This is a genomic window from Mycobacterium sp. (genome assembly GCF_035274705.1).
In the GTDB taxonomy this organism is placed as follows: Bacteria; Actinomycetota; Actinomycetes; order Mycobacteriales; family Mycobacteriaceae; genus Mycobacterium.
Genome location: NZ_DATENY010000098.1, coordinates 19,442 through 45,467 on the forward strand (window position 1 = coordinate 19,442; position 26,026 = coordinate 45,467).

Consider the following 26,026-nt stretch of genomic DNA (forward strand, 5'->3'; position numbering starts at 1 on the left):
CGTCGTCGAACCTCTCGCAGGCCGCTGCGGTGATCGAGACTCCGCAAACGCTGCAGGCGCCCAAGGAGGACCTCGAAGTCGCCAAGAACGCGAAACCCGTTGAGGCCAAGCCAGAGCCGGCGCCGAAGGACGACATCGCGGCGTTCGCGAGTTCGATCAACCTGAACGTCGGTGGTCGAGATGGCATCAGCGGGGGCGCAAACGCCGACGTCCGTCTCGGTAACGATCGTGTGTGGGATCACCCCGTCCGGCAGTGGAGCCCGGACTGGGTTCAGTACGACGACTACTACCGCCCGATAATCCTCAACCCCTATCACGCCCCGGTGCGGGTCATCTACGTGTACGAAAACGCGCCCCGCATCGTGTGGATCCCGCCGCTGGCGCGAATTGTGTTGGAGGTGGCGCAGTTCGCCGCATACAGCTTCACGGCTGCGGTCTTCGATGCGGTCAACACCGCTGTCGACGTTGTCGAGACGGCGGCCGCCGTCGCGGTCGGCACTTTTTTCGGCGGCGGTTTCTTCCCCGGTGTCGGATTGCCGTTGCCGCCGCCCCCGCCGCCGGTGTGGCGTTATGACAATGTCCCGGTACAGGTTCGGTACTCGACGGGTGCCTACGAGCCGTTCCGTGTCCGGCGCATCGTCGACGTCGGTGACGACACCCGTTACGGGGAGCGCAAGGTGTTGCTCGACGGTGCCACGCCGGCATGGGGTGTGTGGACGCAAACCCCGTCCGGTGAACGGCAATTCGAGATTCACCGCACACAGCAGTTCCCCGGCCTTGACGATCCGCGAGAGGCGCCGCTGCCGGGCGACTATCAGATGAGGTTGGTCTCGGACGACTCGTCGTCGGGCCTGGATCGCCGCGACATCTTCCTCATCGTGGCGGCCGCAGTGATCGTGGCGCTGGGCTTCGGCGCGATCGGGATGAGCATCTATCTCGGACGGCGGCGGCCACAGCACTAAGGACGGCCCATGCACGCCGAAACTGCGGACAGATCACGATCTCGCGCACATCGACGATCTGTCCGCAGTTTCGAGGCGAATGCCTAGCCGTCAGTCGGCGCCTTTGCCGTTGTCGACGCGGTAGACCGCACCGTGGATGGCTGCCGCGTCGTCACTTGCGAGGAACGCGATCGCCTTGGCCACATCGACGGTTTCCATGAATCCGCGTGGCGATGCGATGCGAAGGATCAGATCCCAGTCTGCGTTGTCAGGCGCCTGGAACTCTGTCGACTGCGCCGTCGGCATACCACCGGGGCACACCGCATTGACGCGCAAGTTCGCCTTGGTGAACTCGATGGCCAATGCACGCGTCAGCCCGATGAGCCCATGCTTCGCCGCGCAGTAGCCGGCGGAGTACACCTCACCCTCCACGCCGGCGATGGATGAGACGTTGACGATGTTTCCGCCGGCCTCCAGCAGATGCGGAATTGCCGCCCGGCACAAGTAGAACGGCCCGTTCAGGTTCACCGCGAGGTCTTGGTCCCACTCCGCGTCGGTTATCGTCGGCGTGTGCCGCATCTGGTGGAATCCGGCGATGTTGGCAAGGACGTCGAGGCGGCCGAAAGTGGCGACGCAGTCCGCGACGGCCTGCGCGCACGCCGCGGGATCGGAGATGTCCACCGACGCGTACCTACCGCCCGGCACGTCCGCGAACACCTCGGCCATCCGGTCGGCGTCACGCGCTATCCCGAACACCGACGCGCCCCGATCGGCGAACAGTTTCGCGGTCGCGGCGCCGAGCCCTGCCGACGCACCCGTGACCAACGCGACCTTGCCATCCAGTTGTGTCATGGCATGACCATCTCACGGCCTGGCGACGCGTCAGACAGCGGTGCGTGGCCGTGCAGGAGGGACCGCCGCCAACAGGGCGCGCGTGTAGGCGTGCTCCGGTGCGGCGAACAGTTCTCTCGCACTGCGATACTCGACGGCCTCACCGTCGCGCATGACGAGAACGTCGTGGCTCACCTGCTCGACCACCGCGAGATCGTGCGCGATGAACAGATACGTCAGCCGCATGTCGCGCTGTAAGCGGGCGAGCAACTCGAGCACGCGAGCCTGCACCGAAACATCGAGCGATGCGGTCGACTCATCGAGGATGACTAGATCAGGCTCGGTGGCCAGCGCACGCGCGATGCTCACCCGCTGCCGTTGACCGCCTGAAAGTTCATGCGGGTATCGAGACGCGAATGACGTTGGCAATCCGACGAGTTCGAGCAGCTCCGCGACGCGCGTCTGCCGTTCGCGCGTGCTCTTGGCGAGGCGATGCACGAATAGCGGCTCGCCGATCGCGCTACCCACCTGGATGCGTGTGTCCAGTGACGAGAACGGATCCTGCATCACGAGGCTGATCCGCCGGCGCAGCGCCTTCTCCGAGCGGCCGCGCACACCGAATATGTCAACATCGTCCAGCGACGCGCGCCCGGCATCCGGCTCCACCAAACCGGTGAGCGCACCGGCCACCGTCGACTTACCTGAACCCGATTCGCCGACCAGCCCCAGCGTCGTGCCGCGCCGGATCTCGAACGAGAGGTCCTTGACCGCATGGATGGTCGACCGGCCGACGGGCGTCGTCACCGGAAACTTCACGTCGAGACCGTCGACGCGCAGCAGGACCGCGGCGTCCTCGGGCGCCGGAACCGGACCCGAACCACCGACGAGCGGCCGCGCTTCCAGTAGTTCACGGGTGTAGTCGTGTTGCGGACGGTCGAACACATCGAGGATCAGGGCCTGCTCCACGGCCTCACCGTCGCGCAGGACTGTGACATCGTCGGCGACCTGGCCGATGACACCGAGATCGTGGCTGATCCACACCACCGCGGTGCCGAAATCGCGTTGCAGGTCGCGGACGAGGTCGATGATCTGCGCCTGCGTGGTCACGTCCAGCGACGTGGTGGGCTCGTCGGCGATGAGCAGTTCGGGGTCGCACGCCAGGGCGATCGCGACCATGACGCGCTGTCGTTGGCCTCCCGAGAGCTGATGGGGATAGGAGTGCAGCCGGTTCTGCGGTTCGGGTAGGCCGACCGCCTCGAGCAGTTCGAGCGCACGCCCGGTCGCCGCTCGGCGCGTCATCTTTCGGTGTGCCTCAAGCGATTCGGTGATCTGACGCTCCAGCGTCAGCAGCGGGTTCAGCGATGTTCCGGGATCTTGGAACACGAATCCGATCCGGCCGCCGTGCACGGTACGCAGTGTGCGTGCTGACGCCCCGACGAGTTCGGTCGGCGCCGCGTCCTGTGCGATCGTGCTGGAACCTGTGACGACGGCGCCCGGCGCGTCCAGAAGCCCGGTGGCGGCGAGCACTGTCATCGACTTGCCGGACCCGGACTCGCCGACGATGCCCAGTGTCTGCTCGAGGGACACGTCGAACGAGACGCCACGCACGATCTCGCGGCTGCCGATGCGCACATGCAAATCGCGAACGCTCAGAACGGGTTTGAGGACAGTTTTGGTCATCGCTGCATCCGCGCTTCGCTCATCGTGCGCTGTTTGGGATCGAGCACGTCACGCAGCCCGTCTCCGAGGAGATTGGAGGCAAGCACCGCGACGACGATCGCGGCGCCAGGGAACACCGCCATCCACCACGCCATGGTCACGAATCCCTGCGAGTCGAAAATCATCCGGCCCAACGACGGCTCGGGAGGTTGAATGCCCAGGCCCAGGAAAGAGAGTGCGGCTTCGGACAGGATCGCGAACGCCAGCGACAGCGACGTCTGCACGATCAGCGGACCGGCGATATTCGGCAAAACGTGACGAGTGAGAATGTAGAAGTCGCCGGTACCCATCGTGCGCGACACCGTGACGTACGGTTCCACGCGCACGCTGAGCGTGCTGGCGCGGGCGACCCGCGCGAAGATCGGGGTGTAAACGATGCCGATCGCCAGAATCGTTGTCGTCACACCGGGTCCGAGGATGGCGACGACCGCCAACGCCAGCAGCAGCACGGGGAACGCGAACATCACGTCGACAATGCGCATGAACACGGTGTCCAGCCAGCCCCCGCGATAGCCCGCGACGATGCCGACAGTCACGCCGACCACGACGGCGAACGCCACGCTGACGACCGCCACCCGCATCGACGCCTGTATCGCCACCAGCACGCGTGAGAAGACGTCGCGGCCGAGTTCGTCTGTGCCGAACCAATGCTCGCCGCTGGGCGGGCGAAGGGCGTTCGGTACGTCGATGTCGTTGATGCCGAAGGGCGCGATCCACTGGGCCGTCACGGCGACGACGGCGATGACGGCGAGGACGATCGCGCTGCCCACCGTGACCGGATTGGCGAGCAGTAACCGCCACGAGGACACCCGCGTCGTCTCGGTCGATGTGTCCGCGGTCATGACAGCCTGATTCTGGGGTCGACGACCGCGTACAGCGCATCCACGATCAAGTTGATGAGCAGAAACAGCACCGCGATGAGCAGCACCGCACCCTGGATGACCGGGTAGTCCCTTGCCGCGACGGCGTTGTAGACCAGACGCCCGAGACCCGGCCAGGCGAACACCACCTCGACGACGATGACACCGCCCAGGATCGTGGCGAGCTGGATGCCTGTGATGGTCAGCACGGGGATCAATGCGTTGCGCAGGGTGTGCCGTAACGTTACGACGCTGGGCGACAAGCCTTTCGACCGCGCGGTACGCACGTAGCCCGCGGAGGCGACCTCCAGCGCCGCGGATCGGACGTAGCGCGTCATGATGGCCGCCGCGACGAGTCCGACGGTGAGGCCGGGCAGCACGATATGACGCAGCCAGCCCCCGGGATCGTCGAACAGCGGGCGGTATCCCGATGTCGGAAGCCAGCCGAGCGTCGACGCGAAAAGCGCGATCAGCAGGATGCCCATCCAGAAGTCGGGGATCGACACCCCGAATTGGCTTGTGATGCGCACGATCACGTCGCTGATCCGGCCCTCGTGCAGCGCCGACCATACACCGGCCGGAAGCGCGATCAGCAGGGCGATCGCAATGCCGACCACGGCCAGTGAGACCGTCGCCGGCAGGCGTTCCAGAAGGGTGACTGTGACGGGATCGCCGTTGCGGAAGCTCACGCCCAGGTCGCCGGTGAGCGCCGAACCGATATAGGTGAAGAACTGCTCGACAATCGGCTTGTCCAAACCACTCGCCGAACGCAACGCGTCGTAAGCCTCTGGGGTGTAACGGGTTCCGAGCGCGATGCGCACGGGGTCGCCGGGCACCAGATGCACGAGGGCGAACACGAGCACGAGCACGCCGAACAGGACAATCAGCGAGTACAGCAGGCGGCGTGCCAGAAACCGAGTGATCGGATGAGTGATGAAGCGCTTCACTGTGTTTCGCCTTGCGTCAGGCTTGCCGAACGAAAGCGGATGGCCCCGTCGCGGCGGGCGTCGTACCCGGACAGGTTGGTGTTCCACGCCTGGATGACCGAAGGGTTGTACAGGTAGATGTAGCTGCACTCGTCGGCAATGGTGGTCGATGCCTTGGCGTAGTCGTCGGCGCGTGCGGCCCGGTTGGTCTCCACGCGGCCGGCGTCGAGCAACCGGTCGACTTCGGGGTTCGAGTATTCCTGGGCGTTGCTCGTTCCGTTCGTGTGGTGCTGGGCGTAGTAGAAGTCGTCAGGGTCGATGTTTCCGAGCCAGCCCATCATGAGCATGTCGAAGTGGCCGCTGTTCTGCTCGTCGAGCCACGTGGCGAAGTCGACCGTGCGGATGTTCACCGTGATCCCCAGCGGCGCAAGGTTGTCCGCGATGATCTGCGCGGCCGTGACGGTCTCGGGGTACTCGTTCGTCACGAGCATGTCAAGGGCGCGCGGGGATGCACCGGCCTCGCCCAGGAGGCTCTTCGCCTTGTCGATGTCACGGCGGTACGTGTTGAAGGGCGTGTACCAAGGATTGCCCTTTGGGATTGCAAGCTGGTTGGCGGCAGCGGTGCCGTAGCTGGTGGCCTGCACGATCGCGGCCCGGTCGATGGCGTAGGCGATCGCCTGCCGTACCCGTACGTCGTTCCATGGCGGGCGGGCCTGATTGAGCGCCAAATACCAGTAGTCGTTGCTCGGTGTCACTGCGAGTCGTATCGAGTTGTCGCCGGTGAGTTGTGAGACCCGTTGTGGAGGAATCGAATCCGTCCAGTCGATTTCGCCTGCCTGCAAGGCCGACAAGGCCGTCGACGGCTCGGAGATGAAACGGAAGGTGATGCCGGCGACTTTCGGTGGCCCGCCCCAATACGCGGGGTTGGCCTTCAGCGCGATCGAATCACCGCTCTTCTGGCCCTCGAACGAAAACGGTCCGGTACCGATCGGATGCGTGGCGATCTGGCCGCTTTCCACGTTGCGCCGCTGGACGATCGCTACGCCCTTGAAGCCGCCCAGATTGGTCAGCAGGTTTGGCGTGGGTTGCTTGACCCGGATGGCGACGGTGGATGGATTCGGTGCGCTGATATCGCTGACTGCGCTGAATTTGTCGGAGTTCGCGAGTTTGTCGTCGATGATGCGCCGGTAGGAGTACACGACATCATCGGCGGTGAACGGGCTGCCGTCGTGGAAGGTGACACCCTTGCGCAGGTGGAAGGTCCACGCGAGCTGATCGGGGCTGACGTCCCACGACTCGGCCAGCGCCGGCCGCATCTCAAGGTTCTCGTCGGGCTCGACCAAGGTGTCGAAGACGTTCTCGAGCACCTCGAAGGAGAAGTAGGCAGTGGTCTTGTGGGGGTCGAGTTGGTCGGGCTCACCGGCGATGGCCGCGATGAGATTGCCCGACGTGGCGCCGCCGAGGTCGACCCTTTCGCCGGTCGAGCACGCAGTCAGGGCGCAGACGACGGCGGCGATGGCACCGACGACGGTCATCACCGCCGATCTCGTCATCAGATCACCCCGAATCGCCTGCCCTCGGCTCTCTACCCGCTCGGGGCGGTGAGCGAAACGCGGCGCCCGCCAAAGTAGTGACTTCGCTGATAGAACACTGAGATAATCCGGGGCACCGCGCACGGACCGAAGGGACGCACATCGTGACGATCATCCGCCGGCTCGCCACTGTCGCTGTCTTTGTTTGTGCTGCTCTCGGGTTTGCGGCGCCGTCGCAGGCGGATCAGGTCATGCAGGGCATCTACAACTACACCTCGCAGGACGGCACGAGCGGCACCTACGACATCTGGCCGTCGTGCGTTCCTGTCGTCGGCGACCTGCGCGAGCCGCTGAACTTGCCGGTCGCCTGCCGGTTACACGTGTCCCCGTCGCTCGGCCTCACCGGCGGTGATGCTTATTTGACCGGAGGGGTGTGGCAGATCAACACCAACAGGCGGGAGGGCATTCAGTGCCCGGATGGCAGCTGGGCGCCCACCACGGAGACGGTCAAGATCGACGACCTGACGATGACCGGGACTCGCACCGTCTTCCACAACGACGTTTGTGGCCTCCCGCCCGGCAAAATCACCACGCCGTTCACGCTGTCGTTCAAGGAGCCGTTGCCGATTCCGGTCGAGCAGTATCCGCTCTACTGCGAGCCGGCCGGCCTGCGCATCTGCCAGTAGATGTAACGCAACGCAACCGGAGGTCGGGAGATCTGGCTGCCTGTTCTCTAGACGGTGATTCCGCCGTCGACGTCCCAGTTGACGCCGGTGATGTAAGAGGCCTCCGGCCCGGCAAGATAGCTGACCGCGCTGGCGATTTCGCGCGGATGGCCGTAGCGCCCGAGCGGCATCATCTGCCGCAGTGAATCTGCGAATTCGCCTTCGTCAGGGTTCATGTCGGTTGCGATCGGCCCGGGCTGGACATTGTTGACCGTGATACCGCGAGGCCCGAGTTCGCGCGCCAGCGCACGGGTCAGCCCCGCCACGGCGCCCTTCGTCATCGCGTACACCGAGAGCCCCGGAAGGGGAACCCAGTCCCCGTTGACGCTGCCGATGTTGATGATCCGGCCGCCCTCGCCGAGATGCGGGATGGCTCGCTGGCTGGCAACGAAAACCCCGCGCACGTTGATCGCCACGAGACGCTCGAACTCCTCCAACGGGAACGACTCGGCATCGCCGAAATAGGCGACGCCGGCGTTGTTGACCAAGACGTCCAATCCACCCAGCTGCGCAACGGTTTCGTCCACGGATGCGGCTACCTGGTCCGGGTCAGCGCTGTCGGCCCGTATCGCCACCGCTGTGCCGCCGTCGGCGGTCACTTCGGCCACCAGCTTCTCGGCGTCCGCTGCCGACGCCCCGTACGTGAATGCGACCGCGGCGCCGTCCGACGCCAGCCGCCGCACGATCTCCGCGCCGATACCGCGCGACCCGCCGGTCACCAATGCTCGCCGTCCCGCAAGTGTTGTCATGCGCCCTTAAATGCATATAGCGCCGAGTTCATTCCCTGAGTTACGTCGACTGTGGTTAGGGTCGGCGATTGATGACTACGCAAACTCGGCTCGAGCGTTTCGAGCGGCGGACAGAGTGGCCGCTTGCGACGGTCGCGCTCTTTTTCCTAGGCCTGTATTCGATTCAGGTGCTGGCTCAACCTCAGGGGCACGCCGCCCACGCGGTCGGTCTCGCAATGTGGGTGACGTATCTGGTCTTCGTCGCCGACTATCTGGCACGGCTGTACCTCGCCGAACCCCGCGGCAAGTGGTTCGTCCGCCACCTTTTCGACCTCGCGATCGTCGTGCTGCCGTTCCTGCGTCCGCTGCGGCTGCTGAGCCTCGCCGTCGTCATCGAGTCCCTGCAGCGCGCGGTCGGGCACACGATCCGCGGCCGGGTCATCATCTACACGATCTGCGGCGCCGTCGTCATCGTGTACGCCGCGGCACTGGCGATCCTGCAGGCCGAGCGCGGTCACCCCGGCGCGTACATCAAGAACTTCGGCGACGCTTTGTGGTGGGCGGTCACCACCGTGACCACCGTCGGATACGGCGACCTGACTCCCGTCACAACCACGGGCCGTCTGGTGGCTGTCGCGTTGATGATCGCCGGAATCAGTCTGTTGGGTGTGGTCACCGCGACGCTGGCATCGTGGATCATCGAGCGCGTCGGCGAAGAGGATGCCGCCAACCAGGCCGCCACCGTTGCGCACATCGAGGAGCTGCGCGCCGAAATCCGACGACTCGCCAAGTCGGTCACCGACGATCGCGAGCCCGCCTATGGTGAAGCCCGTGACTGATTCTGGCGCGAAACGAATTGTCGTCTGGGGCACGGGTTTCGTCGGCCGGATGGTGATCGCCGAGATCGTCAAGCACCCGCGATTCGACCTCGTCGGCGTCGGTGTGAGCAACGCCGAGAAGGTGGGCCGCGACGTCGGCGAGATCTGCGGCATCGGCGCGAAGCTCGGTTTGGCGGCCACCGATGACGTCGACGCGCTCATCGCCCTGCGGCCCGACGCGCTCGTGCACTTCGGCCCGACCGCCGCACACGCCGACGACAACATCGCGCTGATCACCCGCTTCTTGCGGGCCGGAATCGACGTGTGCTCAACCGCGATGACGCCATGGGTGTGGCCCACCATGCACCTCAACCCGCCGAACTGGATCGAACCCATCACCGAGGCTTGCGAGCTCGGCGAGTCGTCGTGCTTCACCACCGGTATCGACCCGGGGTTCGCCAACGACTTGTTTCCGATGACGCTGATGGGCCTGTGCTCGGAGGTCCGCAAGGTGCGGGCATCCGAACTGCTGGACTACACCAACTATGAAGGTGACTACGAAGTCGAGATGGGCATCGGCAAGCCGCCCGAATATCGCCCGCTCCTGGAAACCCCCGATATCCTGGTGTTCGCTTGGGGCGCAACAGTTCCCATGATCGCCCATGCTGCGGGCATCATGCTCGACGAGATCACCACCACTTGGGACAAGTGGGTGACTCCAAACGAGCGCAAGACCGCCAAGGGCATCATCGCGCCGGGCAATGTCGCGGCCGTTCGGTTCACGATCAACGGCATCTACCACGGTGAGACCCGCATCCAGCTCGAGCACGTCAACCGGATCGGCAACGATGCCGCGCCCGACTGGCCCTCAGGCAACGAAAACGACGTCTATCGCGTTGACATCGAGGGCACGCCGAGCATTTTTCAGGAGACGGCGTTCCGGTTCACTGACGGCTCCGGGCGCGACGCGGCCGCCGCCGGCTGCCTCGCCACCGGCATGCGCGCCCTCAACGCCGTTCCGGCTGTCAACGACCTTTCGCCAGGCTGGGTGACCGCTTTGGATTTACCACTGATTCCCGGTGCGGGGACTATTCGCTGAGTAACACCAACCCCGTCAGACAAGATTGATAACCGGATAGGGTTCATATCGAGACGGAGTGACATGTCTGACGGGGTAGGGCTGTCGGTTGGTGCGACCAACCTGGCGGCCGTCGTAGTTGGCCGGACCGCGGTGACGCGGTCCCCGGTATTGACGCTGTATCCACACCGGCCGCCCGAGGTCGGCGTTCCCAGTGAGAACCCCAACCTGACCGAGCGCGGCCTGATCATCACCGACTTCGTCGACCGCGTCGGCGACCCGGTCGGCATCGTCGCCTCCGACGGCTCCACCCATCACGCTGATGCGCTGCTGGCCGACGCATTGCGGGCGATGTTCTACGCGGTCGGCCGCGGCCGGCCGCCAGCGGAGCCCGTCGCCGTGACCCATCCCGCGCACTGGCGCCAGGCGTCCGTCGATTCCCTTCGGCACGCGTTGGCCGCGATCCCGGAGTTCGGCCACCCCACGCCGGCGCCGCTTGTCTCCGACGCCACCGCGGCATTGGTCGCATTGCAGGACAACCCCGGGGTGCCCACCCGCGGCGTCATAGCGCTCTGCGACTTCGGCGGCACCGGCACCAGCATCACGCTGGTCGACGCCGCCAACGGCTTCCAACCGATCGGCCAGACCGTCCGCCATGCCGACCTGTCCGGTGACCTGATCGACCAGGCGCTGCTGACCCACGTCATCAACGACCTGTCCGCGGCAGGCACCATCGACCTGTCCAGCACCTCTGCGATCGGCTCGCTGAGCAAGCTGCGCGGCCAGTGCCGCGGCGCGAAGGAACGGTTGTCGACCAGTGCTGTCACGTCGCTGGTCGCCGAGTTTCCCGGACATCGCAGCGACGTCAGGCTCACCCGCAACGAGCTCGACGAGATGATGCGGCAGCCGCTCGCCGACTTCGTCGGCGTGGTTTCAGAAACCGTGGACCGCAGCGGAATTCAGGCCGCCGACCTCGTCGCCGTGGCGTCGGTGGGTGGGGGTGCGCGCATACCGATCATCACCACAACGCTGTCCGAGCACTTCCGCGTACCGGTCATCACGACCGCGCAGCCGGAGCTGACCGCCGCGATCGGCGGCGGACTGCGGGCAGTACGCGGCACGGTCGACGAGGGCATGACGTCAATGGCCGCCGCGCCCGGTGCAGTGGCCGCTGCGGGCCTTGCCACAGCGACGGCACCCGAGGTGGATCCGCAGGCGGGGCCCTCCTCGAGCACCTTCCGTGCGTTGGCGTGGTCCGACGCCGACGACGTTCCGGAGGTGGCTCCGACCGACCCCTACGACTACACGGCGGCCGCCGACACTGACGGTGCCCGCCCACAGATGCAGTTCGGCCATGAACCGTACGACGACGAGCCGGCCCCGCTGCCGTGGTACCGGCGCCCGGCCGCGCTCGCCGGAGTCGGCCTTGTCGCGCTGTTGGCGGCGCTTGCCGCGGCGGTGCTGTTCGTGCTGCGCGACGACAGCACCCCGACGCCGGCGGCGACCACGACTCCCGTCACGACCACCACGCCGGCGCCCACGACGACGGCTGCCGCGCCGCCTCCCACCGAGCAGGCCCCGCTGCCGCAGACGCAGGCACCCCAGACCCGCACGGTCACGCGGCAGGCGCCGCCACCGGTGACCGCCACTGAGGCGCCGCCTCCACCGCCGACGTCTGAAGCTGCGCCGCCACCGCCGACGACCGAGGCGCCGCCGACGACCGAGGCGCCGCCGCCGACGACGCAGCCGCCGTGGAGCCCGACCGCGCCGTACCCGACGATCCCGGGTCTGCCGTGGGTTCCGGCACCGCAGCCACCCCCGCAGCCCTAGGCTCGCGAAATGACGCAGACGGACGGCTTGCTCTTCGATCCGAACACGTATGACCCGCAGCAGTTCGACGCGCAGACGCGTCGGCTACTGCGCTCGACGATCGACTGGTTTGAGAGTCAGGGCAAGAAACGTCTACTCGACAACGACCTGGCGGCGCAGTGGCCCGCGGATTTCGTCGATTTCGTCAAGCGGGAAAAGCTGTTCGCCACATTCCTCACGCCCTCGGAGTTCGGCGGCGCTGACACGCGCTGGGACGCCGCCCGCAATGCCGCGCTGTCCGAAATCCTCGGCTTCTACGGCCTGACCTACTGGTACACCGAGCAGGTCACCATCTTGGGCCTCGGGCCGATCTGGCAGAGCGACAACGCCGACGCCAAGCGCAAGGCCGCCCGCGACCTCGAAGCGGGCGAGGTGATGGCGTTCGGGCTGTCAGAACGCGAACACGGCGCCGATGTCTACAACACCGACATGGTGCTCACACCCGCGAGCGACGAGGACCGCGCCAACGGCATCCTCTACCGGGCGTCGGGGGAGAAGTACTACATCGGCAACGGCAACGTCGCGAGCATGGTGTCGGTGTTCGGCCGGCGCGGCGACATCGACGGCGACTTAGACGGAGATCAAGCATACGTGTTCTTCGCCGCCGACAGCGGCCACGAGAACTACCACCTGATCGACAACGTCGTGCACATGCAGATCTACGTGAGCACCTTCCGGCTGGAAAACTATCCGGTGCGCGCCGAGGACATTCTGCACACCGGTGTGGAAGCCTTTGCGGCGGCACTGAATACGGTGAACGTCGGAAAGTTCAACCTGTGCACGTGTTCGATCGGCATGGCCGAGCACGCCTTCTACGAGGCGATCACCCACGCGCAGAACCGCATTCTGTACGGCAACCCGGTCACCGACTTCCCGCATGTGCGAGCGACTTTCGTTGACTCCTATGCGCGTTTGGTCGCGATGAAGCTGTTCAGCCAGCGCACGGTCGACTACTTCCGCAGCGCCAGCCTCGACGACCGGCGCTACCTACTGTTCAACCCGGTGACCAAGGCCAAGGTCACGATGGAGGGCGAAACCATTGTGCGGGCGCTGCACGACGTGGTCGCCGCCAAGGGATACGAGAAGAACACGATGTTCCGTGAGGTCGCCCAACTGATCGGCGCGCTGCCCCGGTTGGAGGGCACCGTGCACGTGAACGTCGGCCTGGTGCTGAAGTTCATGCCGAATTACATGCTCAACCCTCGCGAGTATCCCGAGATCCCGACTCGTAACGACGCCACGGACGACACCTTCTTCTGGAGCCAGGGACCCACTCGCGGCGCCGGCAAGGTGCAATTCGTCGACTGGACAACGGGTTACGAGAAGCACTCGAGCATCCCCAACGTCGCGCGGTTCTATGAGCAGGCGCAAGCATTCAAGACGTTGCTGATGACCGCGGCTCCGGATGCCGAGCAGCAGAGGGATCTCGACTTCCTGCTCAACGTCGGGCACCTGTTCTCGCTGATCGTGTACGGACAGCTGATCCTCGAGCAGGCCGCATTGACCGGGCTGGACGACGACGTCGTCGATCAGATCTTCGACTTCCAGATCCGCGACTTCAGCACGTATGCCGTTGCGCTGCACGGTAAACCGAGCTCGACGCAGGCGCAGCAGGACTGGGCCGTTGGCGCGATCCGCAAACCGGTAGCCGACGCCGAACGGTTCAATCGCGTCTGGGAACGGGTGAAGACTTACGACGGCGCCTACGAGATGCGGCCCTAGCGGCGCCTCACGCCGGTAACGGTCGACCGCGGCAGGCGCCCGGCTTTCGAATGCCCGGTGAGTCGGTTCCCGTCGACCAAGACGTCGAAATCGAGGTTAAGCCGCATCGGTTTGGTCACCGACTGCTTCCACGTAATACGCTGTCCTGCAACGGTGATGTCGCGCAGAGCCACCGTCTCGCCGCGGCCCGTCGCGCTCCCGGCGAGCGTGCCGCCGTCTCCGGTGAAGGTGTACAGGATCTGCAGCGATCCGATCGGGGTCTTGATGGTCACGTCCCAGTCGCCGATCACGTCCATACCGTGCCCCGTCGCTCGTACTCGAACAGTTCCTCGACGGCCAGCGCAACGCGCGGTCCATAGGCTCGGTCCAGCAGATGCAGGGCGAGGTCGAGGCCTGACGTGACGCCGCCCGCGGTTACAAGGTCGCCGTCGTCGACCACGCGCGCCCGCACCACGTTGACCCCCGTGGCTTCCAGCACGTCGATACCCAGCACATGCGTCACCGCGTTGCGGCCCTCCAGCAGCCCCGCCATCGCCAGCGCGAGCGAACCGCCGCACACGGTCGCCACCGTGACATCGGGGTTAGCCATCGCCTGGCGCATCAACGGCGCCGCGTCGGTCTCGCCGAACCGGGCCAGCAGCACTGGAATGGTGTCGACCTCGTCGGGGTCGCCCTCGATGGGTCCGCTGGCGCCCGGAACGATCACGATGCCAGGCTTCGACGGATCGAGTTTGGCCGTCGCGTTCAGCGCCAGACCGAGGGTGCCACTGACCACCGGACGCGGACCCTCGGCGGATACCAGCTCGACCGTCAAGTCGCAGCCAACTGTCTCGCCGCCCGCCGCGAGCACCTCGAACGGCGCAATCACGTCAAGGGGGTCGAACCCGTCGAACAACACAATCTGTGCATGCACATCGTGATGGTCGCGACGGGCGTCGCGAAAGACCAGTGGTCAAGAAGCCATGTCCCGCCGAGATGTTGCCAACGACCCTTACGCGTCGAGGACGTCGAGCACGTCGTCGGAGACGATTGCGGGATCGATCGCGGCGGCTGTGCGCAAGGTGGTGACCAACGCGGCGGCGGCCAGTTCGACGAGTGATTCGGCATCGACGTCGCGGTGCGCGATGCGATCGATCATCATCTCGTCCAGGTAGCCGACCCAGCCGTGCATCGCGGTGCGCAATATCGCCGGGATCGGCTCGGTGAACCCGAGCGCCAACAGGATTCGTTGGGCACCCACCCAGCGCAACCGCTCGACGGCGGCTTGATGTTCCGTATCGGCCCCCAGTGCCCCGCGCATCAACGCAACGAAACTGTCGGAATACGAGTCGATGTATGCGATGTGGTTGCGTAGCGCATGTCGCAGCTGGTCGAGCAACGACGCGTCGCTCGGAGCCGGCGCGAGATGTAGCTGTGCGATCTCTTCGGCGATTTCGTTCATCACCGCGAGGTACAGGCCACGCTTGTTCTCGAAATGATGCGCGATCAGCCCGTAAGCCACACCCGCGTTTCTTGCAATCTCAGAGGTGGTGACTTGGTCGTACGGTCGTGACGCGAATAACCGGCGTGCCGCATCGATGATCCGCTGGCGACGGTCGGCCGACATCTCCTCAATCCAACCCGTCGCCCACAAGCGCAGCCCGTGTGTTGACGCGGCGACCGCCGACACGAGCGATCAGGCGCCCGACAACAGGTAACTCCAGTGGCACAAGCGAATAAGACGGATAGACGACCCGCGTCGCACCGCGCTGCAAAGCGCGCACAACCGCGGCCGCCGTCGATTCCGGTGACACCGGCGGCATTGACTTCGGTGGCGTCGACTTCCACGGCAGACTGTCGATATCGCGCAGCGGCGTCTCGGTCGAGCCGGGAACGACCTCGAGAACCCGAATCGGGGTCTCTGCCAGCTCCAGCCGAAGTGACCGAGTGGCTTGGGCCAGTGCGGCTTTCGATGCCGAGTAATAGCCAAGCAGCGGTAGCGGCACCGCCTGCACGGTCGAAGTGACGTTGACGATGGTTCCCGAGCCGTTGGCGAGCATGCGAGGCAACACGGCAGCGTTAAGTGCCAGCGGGGACCACACATTCACCTCAAACAGCGCTCGGGCCATCGCCGAATCGCCGATGTGTGACTGCGGCCCGGCGACGCTTGCGCCTGCGTTGTTGATCACCACGTCGACGGTGCCGTCAAGGAGCGTCACAGCGTGCTCGCCCAACGACTCGGCGGCGCCTCGTTCGGAAAGGTCGGTATCGACGATCGCGGGTCGTCGATGACCAGCCGCCGCGATTTCCTCGGCGAGGCGCTCGAGCAATATTCGGCGGCGCGCGGCCAATACTAGTTCTGCGCCTTTGTGGGCCAATGCGAGCGCCAACGCCCTGCCGATTCCGCTCGAAGCGCCAGTCAGCACTACCCGGCTGCCCCGCAAGTCCATCCCGCGTTTTCGCATATTGCAATCAGCATCGCGCACTGATTGATAATCAGTCAATATTGAAGCTTGGGTTCGTGGCTAGATAGCATTGGTCGACTAAGATATTGCCATCGGCTTGTTACTGTCAGACCGTGCACACCGTCGCGGTCCTCGCCCTCCCGGATACGATCGCGTTCGACTTGAGCACCGCCGTTGAGGTGTTCGGCCGTGTGGAGCTGCCATCCGGTGAGCGGGGATACCGGGTGCTGGTGTGTGGAACCGAACCCGTCGTCAGTGCGGGTCCGATGCGCATCGCCACCGACCACGGCGTCGCTGAGCTCGACGGCGCGGACACGATCATCGTTCCCGGCCGCAATGACGTCAGCGTTGGTACCGCCGAAGAAGTGCTACACGCGCTGCAGTCAGCGTTCGCCGCCGGCACTCGGATCGCGTCGATCTGCTCGGGTGCCTTCACACTCGCCGAGGCTGGACTGCTCGACGGAAAACGCGCGACGACTCACTGGGTCGCAGCCGACTTGTTCCGCGTCGCGTTCCCAGCCGTCAATCTCGATCCCGATGTTCTCTACGTCGACGAGGGACAGGTGCTGACATCGGCCGGCGCATCGGCGGGGATGGACTTGTGCCTGCACATGGTCGCCCGTGACTACGGCGCCGCGGTCGCCGCCGATGCGGCGCGGCTTGCGGTCGCGCCGCTGCACCGAAGCGGCGGACAGGCACAGTTCATCTTGCGAAATTGCCTACCGGCCAACCACATTGCCGCGCGTACGGAACTCGACGACGTGCTGGCTTGGATCGAGCAGCAGGCCCATCGCGACTTGACACTGCGTGACATCGCCCGCCATGCCGCGATGAGCGTGCGCACCCTGAACCGCCGCTTCCAGGCCGAGACCGGACAGACCCCCATGCAGTGGGTGACAGGCGTGCGGGTGCGTCATGCCCAGCAGCTTCTGGAAGGCACGGCCTACGGCGTCGAACGGATCGGCCGTGAGGTCGGATTCAGTTCGCCGGCCAACTTCCGCGAGCAGTTCCGCCGGCTCACTGGTGTCGCGCCTGCCCACTACCGCAACACCTTTCGCGATCGGATGGCCGGCTGAAGTCAGTGTGCCGTCGGCCGCTTCCACAGCACCACATGCGCCAGCGGTATCTGCATCTGCTCGGGTTCGGCCGCCATCCGCGCGGCAACGCCGGCCTCTAGCCGGTTCATGAATTCGACACACCGAGGATCGGCCCGGCCACCGACGAGTGCGGTCGCCATCGTCGGAAACACCGATGCCCTGGCGAATGCCGCCCACAGCGCGCCGAAAGCCTTTGCGTCGTGGTCGACTTGGTACTGCGCCCAGAACCGGTCCTGTGCGTCGAACACCTCGAGGTGCTCGATCTCCAGGCGCTCGAACCGGCCCTTGGGCGCGAACGGCAACAGAAAATCAGCGGCCTGACGAGAGACGGTCGGGATGCACATGCGGTGCACCTCGTCTTGGGTGATCAGCCCTTGGTCGACCAGTTCGGCCAGCCCGGCGAGCATGCTCCTGAACAGCGGGCGGTAGCCGTAATCGCCGTCGTCACCGATGGCCATCGTCATCACCACAAGACGGCCGCCGGGGCACAGTTCGCGGCCGCGGAACGCGACGAATTCGTGCCAGTCGTGAGCAGCCTGCTTGGCGTATGCGGCACGCACGCCTTCGTCGGCGCTGTAAGCAATGTGCACATGGTCCGGGATCGGCGCAGGCACGCGGCTCAGCCACTGGATCGCCCAGGAACTCCAGCCGAGATGGACACTGTCGGACGGCAGAATCTGCGAGTAGAAGGAGCGACCGACCGCCGACGCGAACGTCGCGGCGTCCTTGCTCAGGTAGGCGTCCGGGTCGTCGGCCAGTGTCTGAAACATCGCCGTGAAGTCGTTGTCCGGCACGTCGGTGTGGGCGACCAAGATCGAATGCTCCGGGCGGGTGCGCTTGCGTAGCACGGCGATTGCCGCGCCGACAGGCAGCAGCGAATTGTGTCCGTTCGACGCACCGTAGTCGGCGATGACGATCGGCTGAGGCGGCGACGGGAGCGGCACCTGGGAAGCGGCCTGCTCGAAAAGCTGGATCGCCGGGCGCAATCCCGCCGCCTGGAGTCGCGAAGTCGCCGTGTACGTCCCGCTCTCCATCGGTTGTGGCCGCACGACGATGCTGGATTCAGGCAACGTCACCTCCACAACCGCGCTTGCAAACAAATCGTCACCTACGACGGTAGTCTTCGCTCCGCTCCCATGACAGACTTCGCCCATGAGTCGGCAACGGACCGCGGCGCGCGTTCTGGTCGGGGTGTCGATCCTGACCCTGGTGGTATCGATCGTCGGTTTCATCGTGACGCTGATCCTCAACGCCTTCGTCCTCGACGAGTACGACGCCTACGGCGAGGTACCCATCCCCGGGTCCAGCAGTCTGCATCTGCCCGCCGGGGAGGTGACCGTCAGCTTCCACACGCAAGTAATCGGCAGCCCCAGCGGCGGGGGACTGCCGGTGCCTGAGCTCAAGATGCGGCTCTTACCGCCGGACGGGGTGGCGGATCCAGTGGTGACCGAGAACTTCGGCAGCACAACGACTGTCAACAGCGACGCCCACGTCCGCGTGTGGGTGGTGCAGATCCCCGCTGAGGGCACCTATGGTGTCAAGACCGACGGTCAGGTCAACGGCTACATCAACCCGTCGCTCGCGTTCGGCCACAGCAGTTCCTACGGATGGCTGGTCTGGGTCTTCGTCGCGCTGTTCGTATTCGGGGTGATCGACCTTGTCGCCTCGATGCTGTGGTCGGCGCGGTCCAGTAAGAAGGCCCGGCCTCTCGCACCGCAGGAACTGGTGTCGCTCGACCAGCCGACATGGAGTGCGGGATCCGCCGCCAGCTATACACCCACGGACCAAGGGGCCAGGCTCGAACAGCTCAGGACCTTGGCAGCCCTGCGGGATTCGGGCGCACTGACCGACGCGGAATTCAAAGCGGAGAAGCGCCGTATCCTCGGCGATTAGTGGCCGCGGGCGACCCATTCGTCGTAGTGGACGATTTCGTCGCCGATCGTCGTGGCGTCGCCGTGGCCGGTGTAGACGACGGTTTCGCCCGGCAGCTTGCCGAGCCGCCCCGAGATCGATTCGAGGATGGTGGGGAAGTCCGAAAACGACCGACCCGTCGCGCCAGGTCCGCCCTGGAACAGGGTGTCGCCGGAAAATACGGCGGCCAGCTCGGGCACGTACCAGCACACCGACCCCGGTGAATGACCGGGCGTGTGCAGGGCCCGCAGTTCGAGGCCGCCGACGGTCAGTACGTCACCGTCGTTGACGGGACGAAAATCCTTGTCGGGATGTGTCATTCGCCACAGCGCATCGTCGCCCGGATGCAGTAGCACCGGCGCGTCGAGCGCATCGCCGAGTTCGGGGGCGACGGTCACGTGGTCGTTGTGCCCGTGGGTGCACACGACCGCCTTCACATGGCGCCCGCGGACCGCCATCACGATCGGGCCGGCGTCGTGCGCCGCGTCGAACACCACGACCTCCGAGTCGTCGCCGACGACCCAGATGTTGTTGTCGACTTCCCAACTGCCGCCGTCGAGTTCGAAGGTGCCGTGGGTCACCACCCGGGAGATGCCGCGCTGAATCGGTCCGCCGTTCATTTCAGGACCACGACCGAGCGCAGCACCTCGCCGGCGTGCATCTTGTGGAACGCCTCTTCGATGTCGTCGAGCCCGATGCGTTCGGACACGAACTTCTCCAGCGGCAGCCGGCCCTGCAGGTACAGGCTGATCAGGGTCGGGAAGTCGCGCTCAGGGAGGCAGTCGCCGTACCAGGACGACTTCAGCGAGCCGCCGCGGGAGAAGAAGTCGATCAGGGGCATTTCCAGCGTCATGTCAGGAGTCGGAACACCCACCAGCACAACGGTTCCCGCGAGGTCGCGGGCATAGAATGCCTGCTTCCAGGTCTCGGGCCGGCCGACCGCGTCGATCACCACGTCGGCGCCGTTTCCGTCCGTCAGGTCCTGGATGGTCTTCACCGGATCGAGTTCGCGCGCGTTGATGGTGTGCGTGGCGCCGAAATCACGCGCCCAGTCCAGCTTCTTGTTGTCGGTGTCCACGGCGATGATTCGCTTGGCCCCGGCCAGCCACGCGCCTGCGATGGCAGCATCTCCGACTCCGCCGCAGCCGATCACCGCCACAGTGTCATCGCGGGTGACCGCGCCGGTGTTGACCGCCGCACCAAGGCCGGCCATCACCCCGCAGCCCAGCAGGCCGGCCACCGCGGGATCGGCGGCCGGGTCGACCTTGGTGCACTGGCCCTCGTGCACCAGCGTCTTGTCGGCGAACGCGCCGATGCCCAGTGCGGGGGTCAGCTCCGTGCCGTCGGTCAACGTCATCGGTTGCTCGGCATTGAACGTCGAGAAGCAGTACCACGGGCGGCCACGCTTACACGCCCGGCACTGACCGCACACGGCCCGCCAGTTCAGGATCACGAAATCGCCCGGTTCGACGTTCGTCACGCCCGGGCCCACCGATTCGACGGTGCCGGCCGCCTCGTGGCCGAGCAGGAACGGAAACTCGTCGTTGATTCCGCCGTCGCGGTAGGTCAGGTCCGTGTGGCAGACGCCACAGGCGATGACGTCGACGACGACCTCGCCCGGACCCGGATCGGGGATGACGACATCGACCACCTCGACCGGCTCACCCTTTTTCCGTGAAATCACACCGCGCACCGTTTGACTCATGGGTTGAACCCTAAAGCGTGCCGGCGTCCGCGATATGTCGAGCCTGCGCACAGATCGCGTTCTGGACCGAAACCTGAGCTGCCCGCCGCCGCGGAGCTGTTTCGGCGGGTACCTCGCGCGGGTGGCAGGCTGGGGGAGTGATGCCTCTGTCCGATGTCGGCGGCCAAGCGCCTCCGGCCCTCTATCTGTCGCACGGCGCGCCGCCACTCGTCGATGACGAACTCTGGGTGTCCCAGCTCGCGGCGTGGGCCCGCGAACTGCCGACGCCGACGGCGATCCTCGTCGTCTCGGCCCATTGGGAGGCGGCGCCGCTGACGATCGGGTCGACAACCACAAAAACGCCACTGACCTACGACTTCTGGGGATTTCCGCAGCACTATTACGACGTCACGTACGACGCGCCCGGTGCGGCGGATCTGGCTACCCGAGTCGAGGCGCTGATGCCCGATGACGAACCCGTGAGCCACGACCCGGACCGCAGGCTGGACCACGGCGCTTACGTTCCCCTGACGGTCATGTATCCCGACGCCACCATCCCGGTGCTGCAGATCTCGATGCCCACGCTGGACCCGCAGCGGCTGCTGCATCTCGGTCAGCGGCTGCGTCCGCTACGCGACGACGGCGTGCTGATCATCGGCTCCGGATTCACCACACATGGACTGCCGTTTCTCGAGGATCCGTCGCCGGACGCCGCCGCACCTGACTGGTCGAAGGAGTTCGACGCGTGGGCCGGCGAGCGATTCGCCGCCGGCGACGTCGACGCGCTCATCGACTTTCGAAAGAAGGCGCCCGGCATGCCGTACGCGCACCCGACGATCGAGCACTTCTCGCCGTTGTTCGTCGCGCTCGGCGCGTCGAGCGACCCGGGCCAATCGCCAAGGCAGGTCATCGACGGGTATTGGATGGGACTGGCGAAACGCTCGATTGAACTGGTCTGACCGCACTACCGTTGAGGTTGGCATGACGACGCTTGACCCCAACACCGACACCACCGAGGAATTCGCTGAGCGCATGGTCGGCGCGATCGACGGCGCCAGCCTGGCCATCCTGCTGTCGATCGGACACCAGACCAAGCTGTTCGACACGCTGGCGGAACTCCCGCCGGCCACCAGCGCGCAGATCGCGGACGCCGCCGGGCTCAACGAACGCTATGTGCGCGAGTGGCTGGGCGGCGTGGTTACCTGCCGCGTTGTCGATTACGACCCTGCCTCGCAGAAGTATTCGCTGCCGCGCCATCGCGCCGCGGTGTTGACCCGTGCCGCCGGGCCCGACAACCTGTCCCGTGTCGCGCAGTTCATACCGCTGCTCGGCGAGGTCGAGCAGAAGATCATCGGCTGCTTCTATGAGGGCGGCGGATTGCCCTACAGCGCTTATCCCCGGTTCCACAAGCTGATGGCCGAGGAGAGCGGCGAGGTGTTCGACGCGGCGCTCGTCGACGCCATCCTGCCGATGGCCGACGGTCTGCCCGAACGACTCCGAGAGGGTGCCGACGTCGCCGACATCGGTTGTGGCAGTGGGCACGCCATCAATGTGATGGCACGGGCGTTCCCGGCCAGCCGGTTCACCGGTATCGATTTCTCCGACGAGGGTTTGGCCGTGGGCACCGCGGAGGCTCGCCGTCTGGGCCTCGAGAACGCCACCTTCATGAAGGCGGACGTCGCCGCGCTGGACGCGGCTGAAGCCTACGACGTCGTGACGGTTTTCGATGCGATCCACGACCAGGCGCAGCCGGCGCAGGTGTTGGACAACATCTATCGCGCGTTGCGGCCGGGCGGGGTGCTGCTGATGGTCGACGTCAAGGCGTCGAGTGATGTCGAGGACAACATCGGCGTGCCGCTGGCGCCATACCTCTACACCGTCTCGACGATGCACTGCATGAGCGTGTCGCTCGGGCTGGACGGCGCGGGACTGGGCACTTGCTGGGGGCGGCAGCTCGCCACGTCGATGCTCGCCGACGCCGGATTCGCCGACGTCGAGGTCCACGAGATCGAATCCGACCCGATCAACCTCTACTACGTCGCCCGCAAGTAAGCTCGCGCGCGATGAGCGCGCTGGATGCGGTAGCCGACTGGCCGGTGACGTCCGTGTCGGCCGCGGTGGTCGGGCCGTCGAGCGTTCTGGCATCCCATGGCGACACGAGGCGGCGCTTCGCGCTCGCGTCGGTGACCAAACCGCTCGTCGCCCGCGCGGCGCAGATCGCCATCGAAGAAGGCGTCGTCGAACTCGATACACCTGCCGGTCCGCCGGGCGCCACGGTGAGGCATTTGCTCGCCCATGCGTCGGGGTTGTCGATGCGGTCGGACGAGTCGATCAAGGAGCCCGGCAAGCGCCGGGTCTACTCGAACTACGGATTCCAGGTGCTCGCCGAGACCCTCGAGCAGAGCTCGGGCATCGACTTCGGCCGATACCTGGCCGAGGCGGTGTTCGAACCGCTCGGAATGGCGGACACGACGCTGGAGGGCGGCGCCGAGGCGGCGGGATTCGGGGCGACGTCGACGGTGGCGGACCTCGCGGTATTTGCCCAAGACCTCCTGCGCCCGGCGACGGTATCGGAGCAGATGCACGCCGAGGCGATCGACGTGCAGTTTCCTGGTCTGGACGGCGTATTACCGGGCTTCGGGATGCAGCGGCCCAACGACTGGGGGCTCGGCTTCGAGATCCGCGACGGCAAATCGCCGCACTGGACCGGCTCGGCGAACTCGGGCCTCACATACGGGCATTTCGGCCAGTCAGGGACGTTTTTGTGGGTGGATCCGGACGCCGACGTGGCGCTCGTCGTGCTCACCGACCGCAACTTTGCCGACTGGACCTATCCGCTGTGGCCGGCGCTGTCTGACGAAGTCCTGAGAGAATTTGCGGGGAACTAGCGCAACAGGGGTCTCACAAGGCACAATAGACACGCACGACACATACACATCTGTAAATAATTCGGCGCCTACCAGGTCGTTGGGGAAGACGTCCCTCGTGGAGCCGAAGGAGCAGCAGATGCGTGCAGCGAACCAATTCGCCGACGCGACGACGGGCGTGGTCTACATCCACGCCTCACCCGCGGCGGTGTGCCCGCATGTCGAGTGGGCGTTGTCGTCGACCCTTCAAGCGAGGGCGAACCTGAAGTGGACCCCGCAGCCGGCCATGCCCGGACAGCTCCGGGCGATCACCAACTGGGTCGGGCCCGTCGGCACCGGGGCGCAGCTGGCCAACGCGCTGCGGTCGTGGTCGGTGCTGCGGTTCGAGGTGACCGAGGATCCCAGCGAGGGCGTGGACGGGCACCGCTGGTGCCATACCCCGCAGCTCGGGTTGTGGAGCGGTCCGATGAGCGCCAACGGCGACGTGATGGTCGGCGAGATGCGGCTGCGCACGCTGATGGCGTCGGGCGCCGACACGCTGGCCGCCGAACTGGACTCGGTGCTCGGCACCGCATGGGACGAGGCGCTGGAGCCCTACCGCGACGGCGGCGACTCGGCCGAGGTGAGCTGGCTCAACCGCGGCGTGGGCTGACGTTTTCACTCGCGAGCAGACGCAAAACTGCCTATTTCGGCGGCAAATTGGGCAGTTTTATGTCTGCTCGCGCTAGGAACGGGGCGTAAGGACCTTCAACGCCGCGGGTACCGCCGACACGTCGACAGGAAGCGGACAGACGTACTCGCCGTCGGCGTAGGCGTTGATGCCGGGGGAGCCCACGCTGACCGATCTCGCACGCGCCGTACTGACCCGATCGAGTTCCGTGTGTGTGCCCTTGAAAACCGTAGGGAACAAGCGAATCAGCCGGGTTCGCGACGTCGCGTGCACCATCGTGATGTCGAGTTGGCCGTCGGCGTGATCGGCCTCAGGACAGATCAGCATTCCGCCGCCGTAGCTTCTCGTGTTGCCGAACGCGACCAGGGTCAGATCGGCGACGATCGTCTGGCCGTCGTCGAACGCCAGCCGGAACGGCAACGGCCGAAGCCGTGACAACTCGGCGACGATCGCGAGGTTGTAGCGCATCCGGCCGTGCGGCCATCGCATGCGATTGGTGCGGTCGCTCACAAGCGAATCGAAACCCGCGGCCATCACCGTGCCGAACCATCTCTGCGTGCCCGCATGGTTGTCGATGCGGCCGAGGTCGACGGTTTCCGTCCAGCCGTCCGCGACCACGTCGGCGGCCGCTTCCGCATTTTTGGGAATCCGATATTCGCGCGCATGGTCATTGCCGGTGCCCGCCGGGATGATGCCCAGCGGAATGTCGCCGAGCGCCAACGACTGCAGCGCAAGCGAAATGACACCATCGCCGCCACACACCACCAGGGCATCGGTGCCCCGCTCGACGGCTTCGTCAACCAATCGACGCGCATGGTCGGCGTCGGTGCCGACGATTTCGCAGACGTCGACCCCACGTTCTTGGAACCGCGCAATCGCCCGCTCGGCCGCATGCGGCGCATTGCCATGCCCCGACATCGGATTGGTCAGCATCGTGACCCTGGCGACCTCGGTCAAGGAATTAGCTTGCCCGGGTTTAGGATTCCCGCCGGGTCGAGCGTGGCCTTGACGGCCCGTAACACCGCGACTCCGAGGTCGCCGACCTCGTCACTCATCCACGGCCGGTGGTCGGCGCCAACGGCGTGGTGGTGGGTGATCGTGCCGCCGGTGCGCATCATCGCATCGGACGCGGCGGCCTTCGCCTTGCGCCACTGTTCGATCGGATTGCCGCGCTGCCCCGCCACGACCGTGAAGTACAGCGACGCTCCGGTGGGATACACATGCGAAATGTGGCACAGCACAAGCGCCGGCGTGCCCGATTCGGCGAGTGAGGCCGTCAAAGCCTCCGTGACCGCTGCCTTGAGTGCGGACACGTTCGACCAGTTCGTCGCGGTCTCCAGCGTTTCACACAGTGCGCCTGCGGACAGCAGCGAATCGCGTAGATACGGCGCGCTGAACCGGCCATGCTCCCACGCGCGGGCCGGCGCTTCACCCAGCGACGTGCCGCCGTTGGCTTGAAGCACCGCACGGGTCTCGGCGTGCCTGCTTTCGACGTGCGCCTCGGTTCCCTCGAACACCGTGATCGCCAGACAGCCGCCCGTGATCTTCTGTTCGCCGATGCTTTCGGTGGTCGCGAGGTTGACGCCGGTCTCGGCCTCGTCGGA

At 65.8% G+C, this 26,026-nt stretch carries 27 protein-coding genes; 12 read left to right on the top strand and 15 right to left on the bottom strand.

Going from position 1 to position 26,026, the window contains the following annotated elements:
• Positions 1 to 29: 29 nt before the first annotated feature.
• Positions 30 to 962 carry a hypothetical protein gene (locus tag VJV41_RS20755; RefSeq protein ID WP_325336906.1) on the top strand — a complete coding sequence of 311 codons (933 nt, stop codon included), beginning with the start codon at positions 30 to 32 and terminating at the stop codon, positions 960 to 962.
• 90 nt (positions 963 to 1,052) lie between these two features.
• Here VJV41_RS20755 and VJV41_RS20760 read toward each other — a convergent pair whose 3' ends face one another.
• The 5 genes from VJV41_RS20760 to VJV41_RS20780 are packed head-to-tail and all read right to left on the bottom strand — an operon-like array spanning position 1,053 to position 6,830.
• Entirely contained in the window at positions 1,053 to 1,793 is a 741-nt protein-coding gene (locus VJV41_RS20760) for an SDR family NAD(P)-dependent oxidoreductase (protein ID WP_325336907.1), read from the bottom strand.
• Positions 1,794 to 1,823: 30 nt separating this feature from the next.
• Complete coding sequence (locus tag VJV41_RS20765) at positions 1,824 to 3,452, bottom strand: ABC transporter ATP-binding protein (RefSeq protein ID WP_325336908.1); 1,629 nt, start codon at positions 3,450 to 3,452, stop codon at positions 1,824 to 1,826.
• Positions 3,449 to 4,333 carry an ABC transporter permease gene (locus tag VJV41_RS20770; RefSeq protein WP_325336909.1) on the bottom strand — a complete coding sequence of 295 codons (885 nt, stop codon included), beginning with the start codon at positions 4,331 to 4,333 and terminating at the stop codon, positions 3,449 to 3,451. The genes VJV41_RS20765 and VJV41_RS20770 overlap by 4 nt, the downstream gene beginning before the upstream one ends.
• On the bottom strand, positions 4,330 to 5,298 hold the full coding sequence (locus VJV41_RS20775; protein WP_325336910.1) for an ABC transporter permease: 969 nt from the start codon (positions 5,296 to 5,298) through the stop codon (positions 4,330 to 4,332). Before VJV41_RS20775 ends, VJV41_RS20770 begins: the two co-directional genes overlap by 4 nt.
• Positions 5,295 to 6,830 carry an ABC transporter substrate-binding protein gene (locus tag VJV41_RS20780; RefSeq protein ID WP_325336911.1) on the bottom strand — a complete coding sequence of 512 codons (1,536 nt, stop codon included), beginning with the start codon at positions 6,828 to 6,830 and terminating at the stop codon, positions 5,295 to 5,297. Before VJV41_RS20780 ends, VJV41_RS20775 begins: the two co-directional genes overlap by 4 nt.
• Before the next feature lie 143 nt (positions 6,831 to 6,973).
• Here VJV41_RS20780 and VJV41_RS20785 point away from each other — a divergent pair, with 143 nt between their 5' ends.
• Positions 6,974 to 7,495 (top strand): hypothetical protein, encoded by a 522-nt coding sequence (locus VJV41_RS20785; RefSeq protein WP_325336912.1) that lies wholly within the window; start codon positions 6,974 to 6,976, stop codon positions 7,493 to 7,495.
• Positions 7,496 to 7,542: 47 nt separating this feature from the next.
• On the opposite strand, the gene VJV41_RS20790 is transcribed toward VJV41_RS20785, so the two are convergent.
• On the bottom strand, positions 7,543 to 8,283 hold the full coding sequence (locus VJV41_RS20790; RefSeq protein ID WP_325336913.1) for a 3-oxoacyl-ACP reductase family protein: 741 nt from the start codon (positions 8,281 to 8,283) through the stop codon (positions 7,543 to 7,545).
• Between the two features lie 71 nt (positions 8,284 to 8,354).
• On the opposite strand from VJV41_RS20790, the gene VJV41_RS20795 reads away from it, so the two are divergent.
• The 4 genes from VJV41_RS20795 to VJV41_RS20810 all read left to right on the top strand — a co-directional run bounded on the left by VJV41_RS20795 (position 8,355) and on the right by VJV41_RS20810 (position 13,749).
• The gene (locus tag VJV41_RS20795; protein WP_325336914.1) at positions 8,355 to 9,101 is read left to right on the top strand and encodes a potassium channel family protein; all 747 of its coding nucleotides are present in this window, start codon (positions 8,355 to 8,357) and stop codon (positions 9,099 to 9,101) included.
• The gene (locus VJV41_RS20800) at positions 9,082 to 10,179 is read left to right on the top strand and encodes a dihydrodipicolinate reductase (RefSeq protein ID WP_414685013.1); all 1,098 of its coding nucleotides are present in this window, start codon (positions 9,082 to 9,084) and stop codon (positions 10,177 to 10,179) included. Before VJV41_RS20795 ends, VJV41_RS20800 begins: the two co-directional genes overlap by 20 nt.
• 63 nt (positions 10,180 to 10,242) lie before the next feature.
• On the top strand, positions 10,243 to 11,988 hold the full coding sequence (locus tag VJV41_RS20805) for an Hsp70 family protein (RefSeq protein WP_325336916.1): 1,746 nt from the start codon (positions 10,243 to 10,245) through the stop codon (positions 11,986 to 11,988).
• A gap of 9 nt (positions 11,989 to 11,997) precedes the next feature.
• Positions 11,998 to 13,749, top strand: a complete 1,752-nt coding sequence (locus VJV41_RS20810; protein WP_325336917.1) for an acyl-CoA dehydrogenase family protein — start codon at positions 11,998 to 12,000, stop codon at positions 13,747 to 13,749.
• On the opposite strand, the gene VJV41_RS20815 is transcribed toward VJV41_RS20810, so the two are convergent.
• The 4 genes from VJV41_RS20815 to VJV41_RS20830 form a co-directional block, all read right to left on the bottom strand.
• Positions 13,746 to 14,045 carry a hypothetical protein gene (locus VJV41_RS20815; protein ID WP_325336918.1) on the bottom strand — a complete coding sequence of 100 codons (300 nt, stop codon included), beginning with the start codon at positions 14,043 to 14,045 and terminating at the stop codon, positions 13,746 to 13,748. The genes VJV41_RS20810 and VJV41_RS20815 overlap by 4 nt on opposite strands.
• Positions 14,036 to 14,662: a DJ-1/PfpI family protein gene (locus VJV41_RS20820; protein WP_325336919.1), complete on the bottom strand. Its 627-nt coding sequence runs from the start codon at positions 14,660 to 14,662 to the stop codon at positions 14,036 to 14,038. The genes VJV41_RS20815 and VJV41_RS20820 overlap by 10 nt, the downstream gene beginning before the upstream one ends.
• A gap of 78 nt (positions 14,663 to 14,740) precedes the next feature.
• Positions 14,741 to 15,355 (bottom strand): helix-turn-helix domain-containing protein, encoded by a 615-nt coding sequence (locus VJV41_RS20825; RefSeq protein ID WP_325336920.1) that lies wholly within the window; start codon positions 15,353 to 15,355, stop codon positions 14,741 to 14,743.
• Between the two features lie 4 nt (positions 15,356 to 15,359).
• On the bottom strand, positions 15,360 to 16,193 hold the full coding sequence (locus VJV41_RS20830; RefSeq protein WP_325336921.1) for an SDR family NAD(P)-dependent oxidoreductase: 834 nt from the start codon (positions 16,191 to 16,193) through the stop codon (positions 15,360 to 15,362).
• 113 nt (positions 16,194 to 16,306) lie between these two features.
• On the opposite strand from VJV41_RS20830, the gene VJV41_RS20835 reads away from it, so the two are divergent.
• Positions 16,307 to 17,269, top strand: coding sequence for a GlxA family transcriptional regulator (locus tag VJV41_RS20835; protein WP_325336922.1), 963 nt, complete (start codon positions 16,307 to 16,309; stop codon positions 17,267 to 17,269).
• Between the two features lie 2 nt (positions 17,270 to 17,271).
• On the opposite strand, the gene VJV41_RS20840 is transcribed toward VJV41_RS20835, so the two are convergent.
• Complete coding sequence (locus VJV41_RS20840) at positions 17,272 to 18,360, bottom strand: SAM-dependent methyltransferase (RefSeq protein ID WP_325336933.1); 1,089 nt, start codon at positions 18,358 to 18,360, stop codon at positions 17,272 to 17,274.
• Positions 18,361 to 18,442: 82 nt separating this feature from the next.
• Here VJV41_RS20840 and VJV41_RS20845 point away from each other — a divergent pair, with 82 nt between their 5' ends.
• The gene (locus tag VJV41_RS20845; protein ID WP_325336923.1) at positions 18,443 to 19,183 is read left to right on the top strand and encodes an SHOCT domain-containing protein; all 741 of its coding nucleotides are present in this window, start codon (positions 18,443 to 18,445) and stop codon (positions 19,181 to 19,183) included.
• On the opposite strand, the gene VJV41_RS20850 is transcribed toward VJV41_RS20845, so the two are convergent.
• Both VJV41_RS20850 and VJV41_RS20855 read right to left on the bottom strand, forming a co-directional pair.
• Complete coding sequence (locus VJV41_RS20850) at positions 19,180 to 19,821, bottom strand: MBL fold metallo-hydrolase (protein WP_325336924.1); 642 nt, start codon at positions 19,819 to 19,821, stop codon at positions 19,180 to 19,182. The genes VJV41_RS20845 and VJV41_RS20850 overlap by 4 nt on opposite strands.
• Entirely contained in the window at positions 19,818 to 20,906 is a 1,089-nt protein-coding gene (locus tag VJV41_RS20855; RefSeq protein WP_325336925.1) for an S-(hydroxymethyl)mycothiol dehydrogenase, read from the bottom strand. The genes VJV41_RS20850 and VJV41_RS20855 overlap by 4 nt, the downstream gene beginning before the upstream one ends.
• Positions 20,907 to 21,046: 140 nt before the next feature.
• Here VJV41_RS20855 and VJV41_RS20860 point away from each other — a divergent pair, with 140 nt between their 5' ends.
• The 4 genes from VJV41_RS20860 (at position 21,047) to VJV41_RS20875 (ending at position 24,404) form a co-directional block, all read left to right on the top strand.
• Positions 21,047 to 21,844 carry a class III extradiol ring-cleavage dioxygenase gene (locus VJV41_RS20860; RefSeq protein ID WP_325336926.1) on the top strand — a complete coding sequence of 266 codons (798 nt, stop codon included), beginning with the start codon at positions 21,047 to 21,049 and terminating at the stop codon, positions 21,842 to 21,844.
• A 22-nt stretch (positions 21,845 to 21,866) separates the two neighbouring features.
• Positions 21,867 to 22,937: a class I SAM-dependent methyltransferase gene (locus VJV41_RS20865; protein ID WP_325336927.1), complete on the top strand. Its 1,071-nt coding sequence runs from the start codon at positions 21,867 to 21,869 to the stop codon at positions 22,935 to 22,937.
• Positions 22,938 to 22,948: 11 nt separating this feature from the next.
• Positions 22,949 to 23,773 (top strand): serine hydrolase domain-containing protein, encoded by an 825-nt coding sequence (locus VJV41_RS20870; protein ID WP_325336928.1) that lies wholly within the window; start codon positions 22,949 to 22,951, stop codon positions 23,771 to 23,773.
• Positions 23,774 to 23,891: 118 nt separating this feature from the next.
• A complete protein-coding gene (locus VJV41_RS20875) occupies positions 23,892 to 24,404 on the top strand; it encodes a DUF3145 domain-containing protein (protein WP_325336929.1) in 513 nt (170 codons plus the stop codon).
• Positions 24,405 to 24,476: 72 nt separating this feature from the next.
• On the opposite strand, the gene VJV41_RS20880 is transcribed toward VJV41_RS20875, so the two are convergent.
• Positions 24,477 to 25,379 carry a diacylglycerol kinase gene (locus VJV41_RS20880; RefSeq protein WP_325336930.1) on the bottom strand — a complete coding sequence of 301 codons (903 nt, stop codon included), beginning with the start codon at positions 25,377 to 25,379 and terminating at the stop codon, positions 24,477 to 24,479.
• Positions 25,376 to 26,026, bottom strand: a 651-nt coding sequence (locus VJV41_RS20885) for an FAD-linked oxidase C-terminal domain-containing protein (protein ID WP_325336931.1), incomplete at its 5' end; no start/stop codon positions are given. The genes VJV41_RS20885 and VJV41_RS20880, both read right to left, overlap by 4 nt.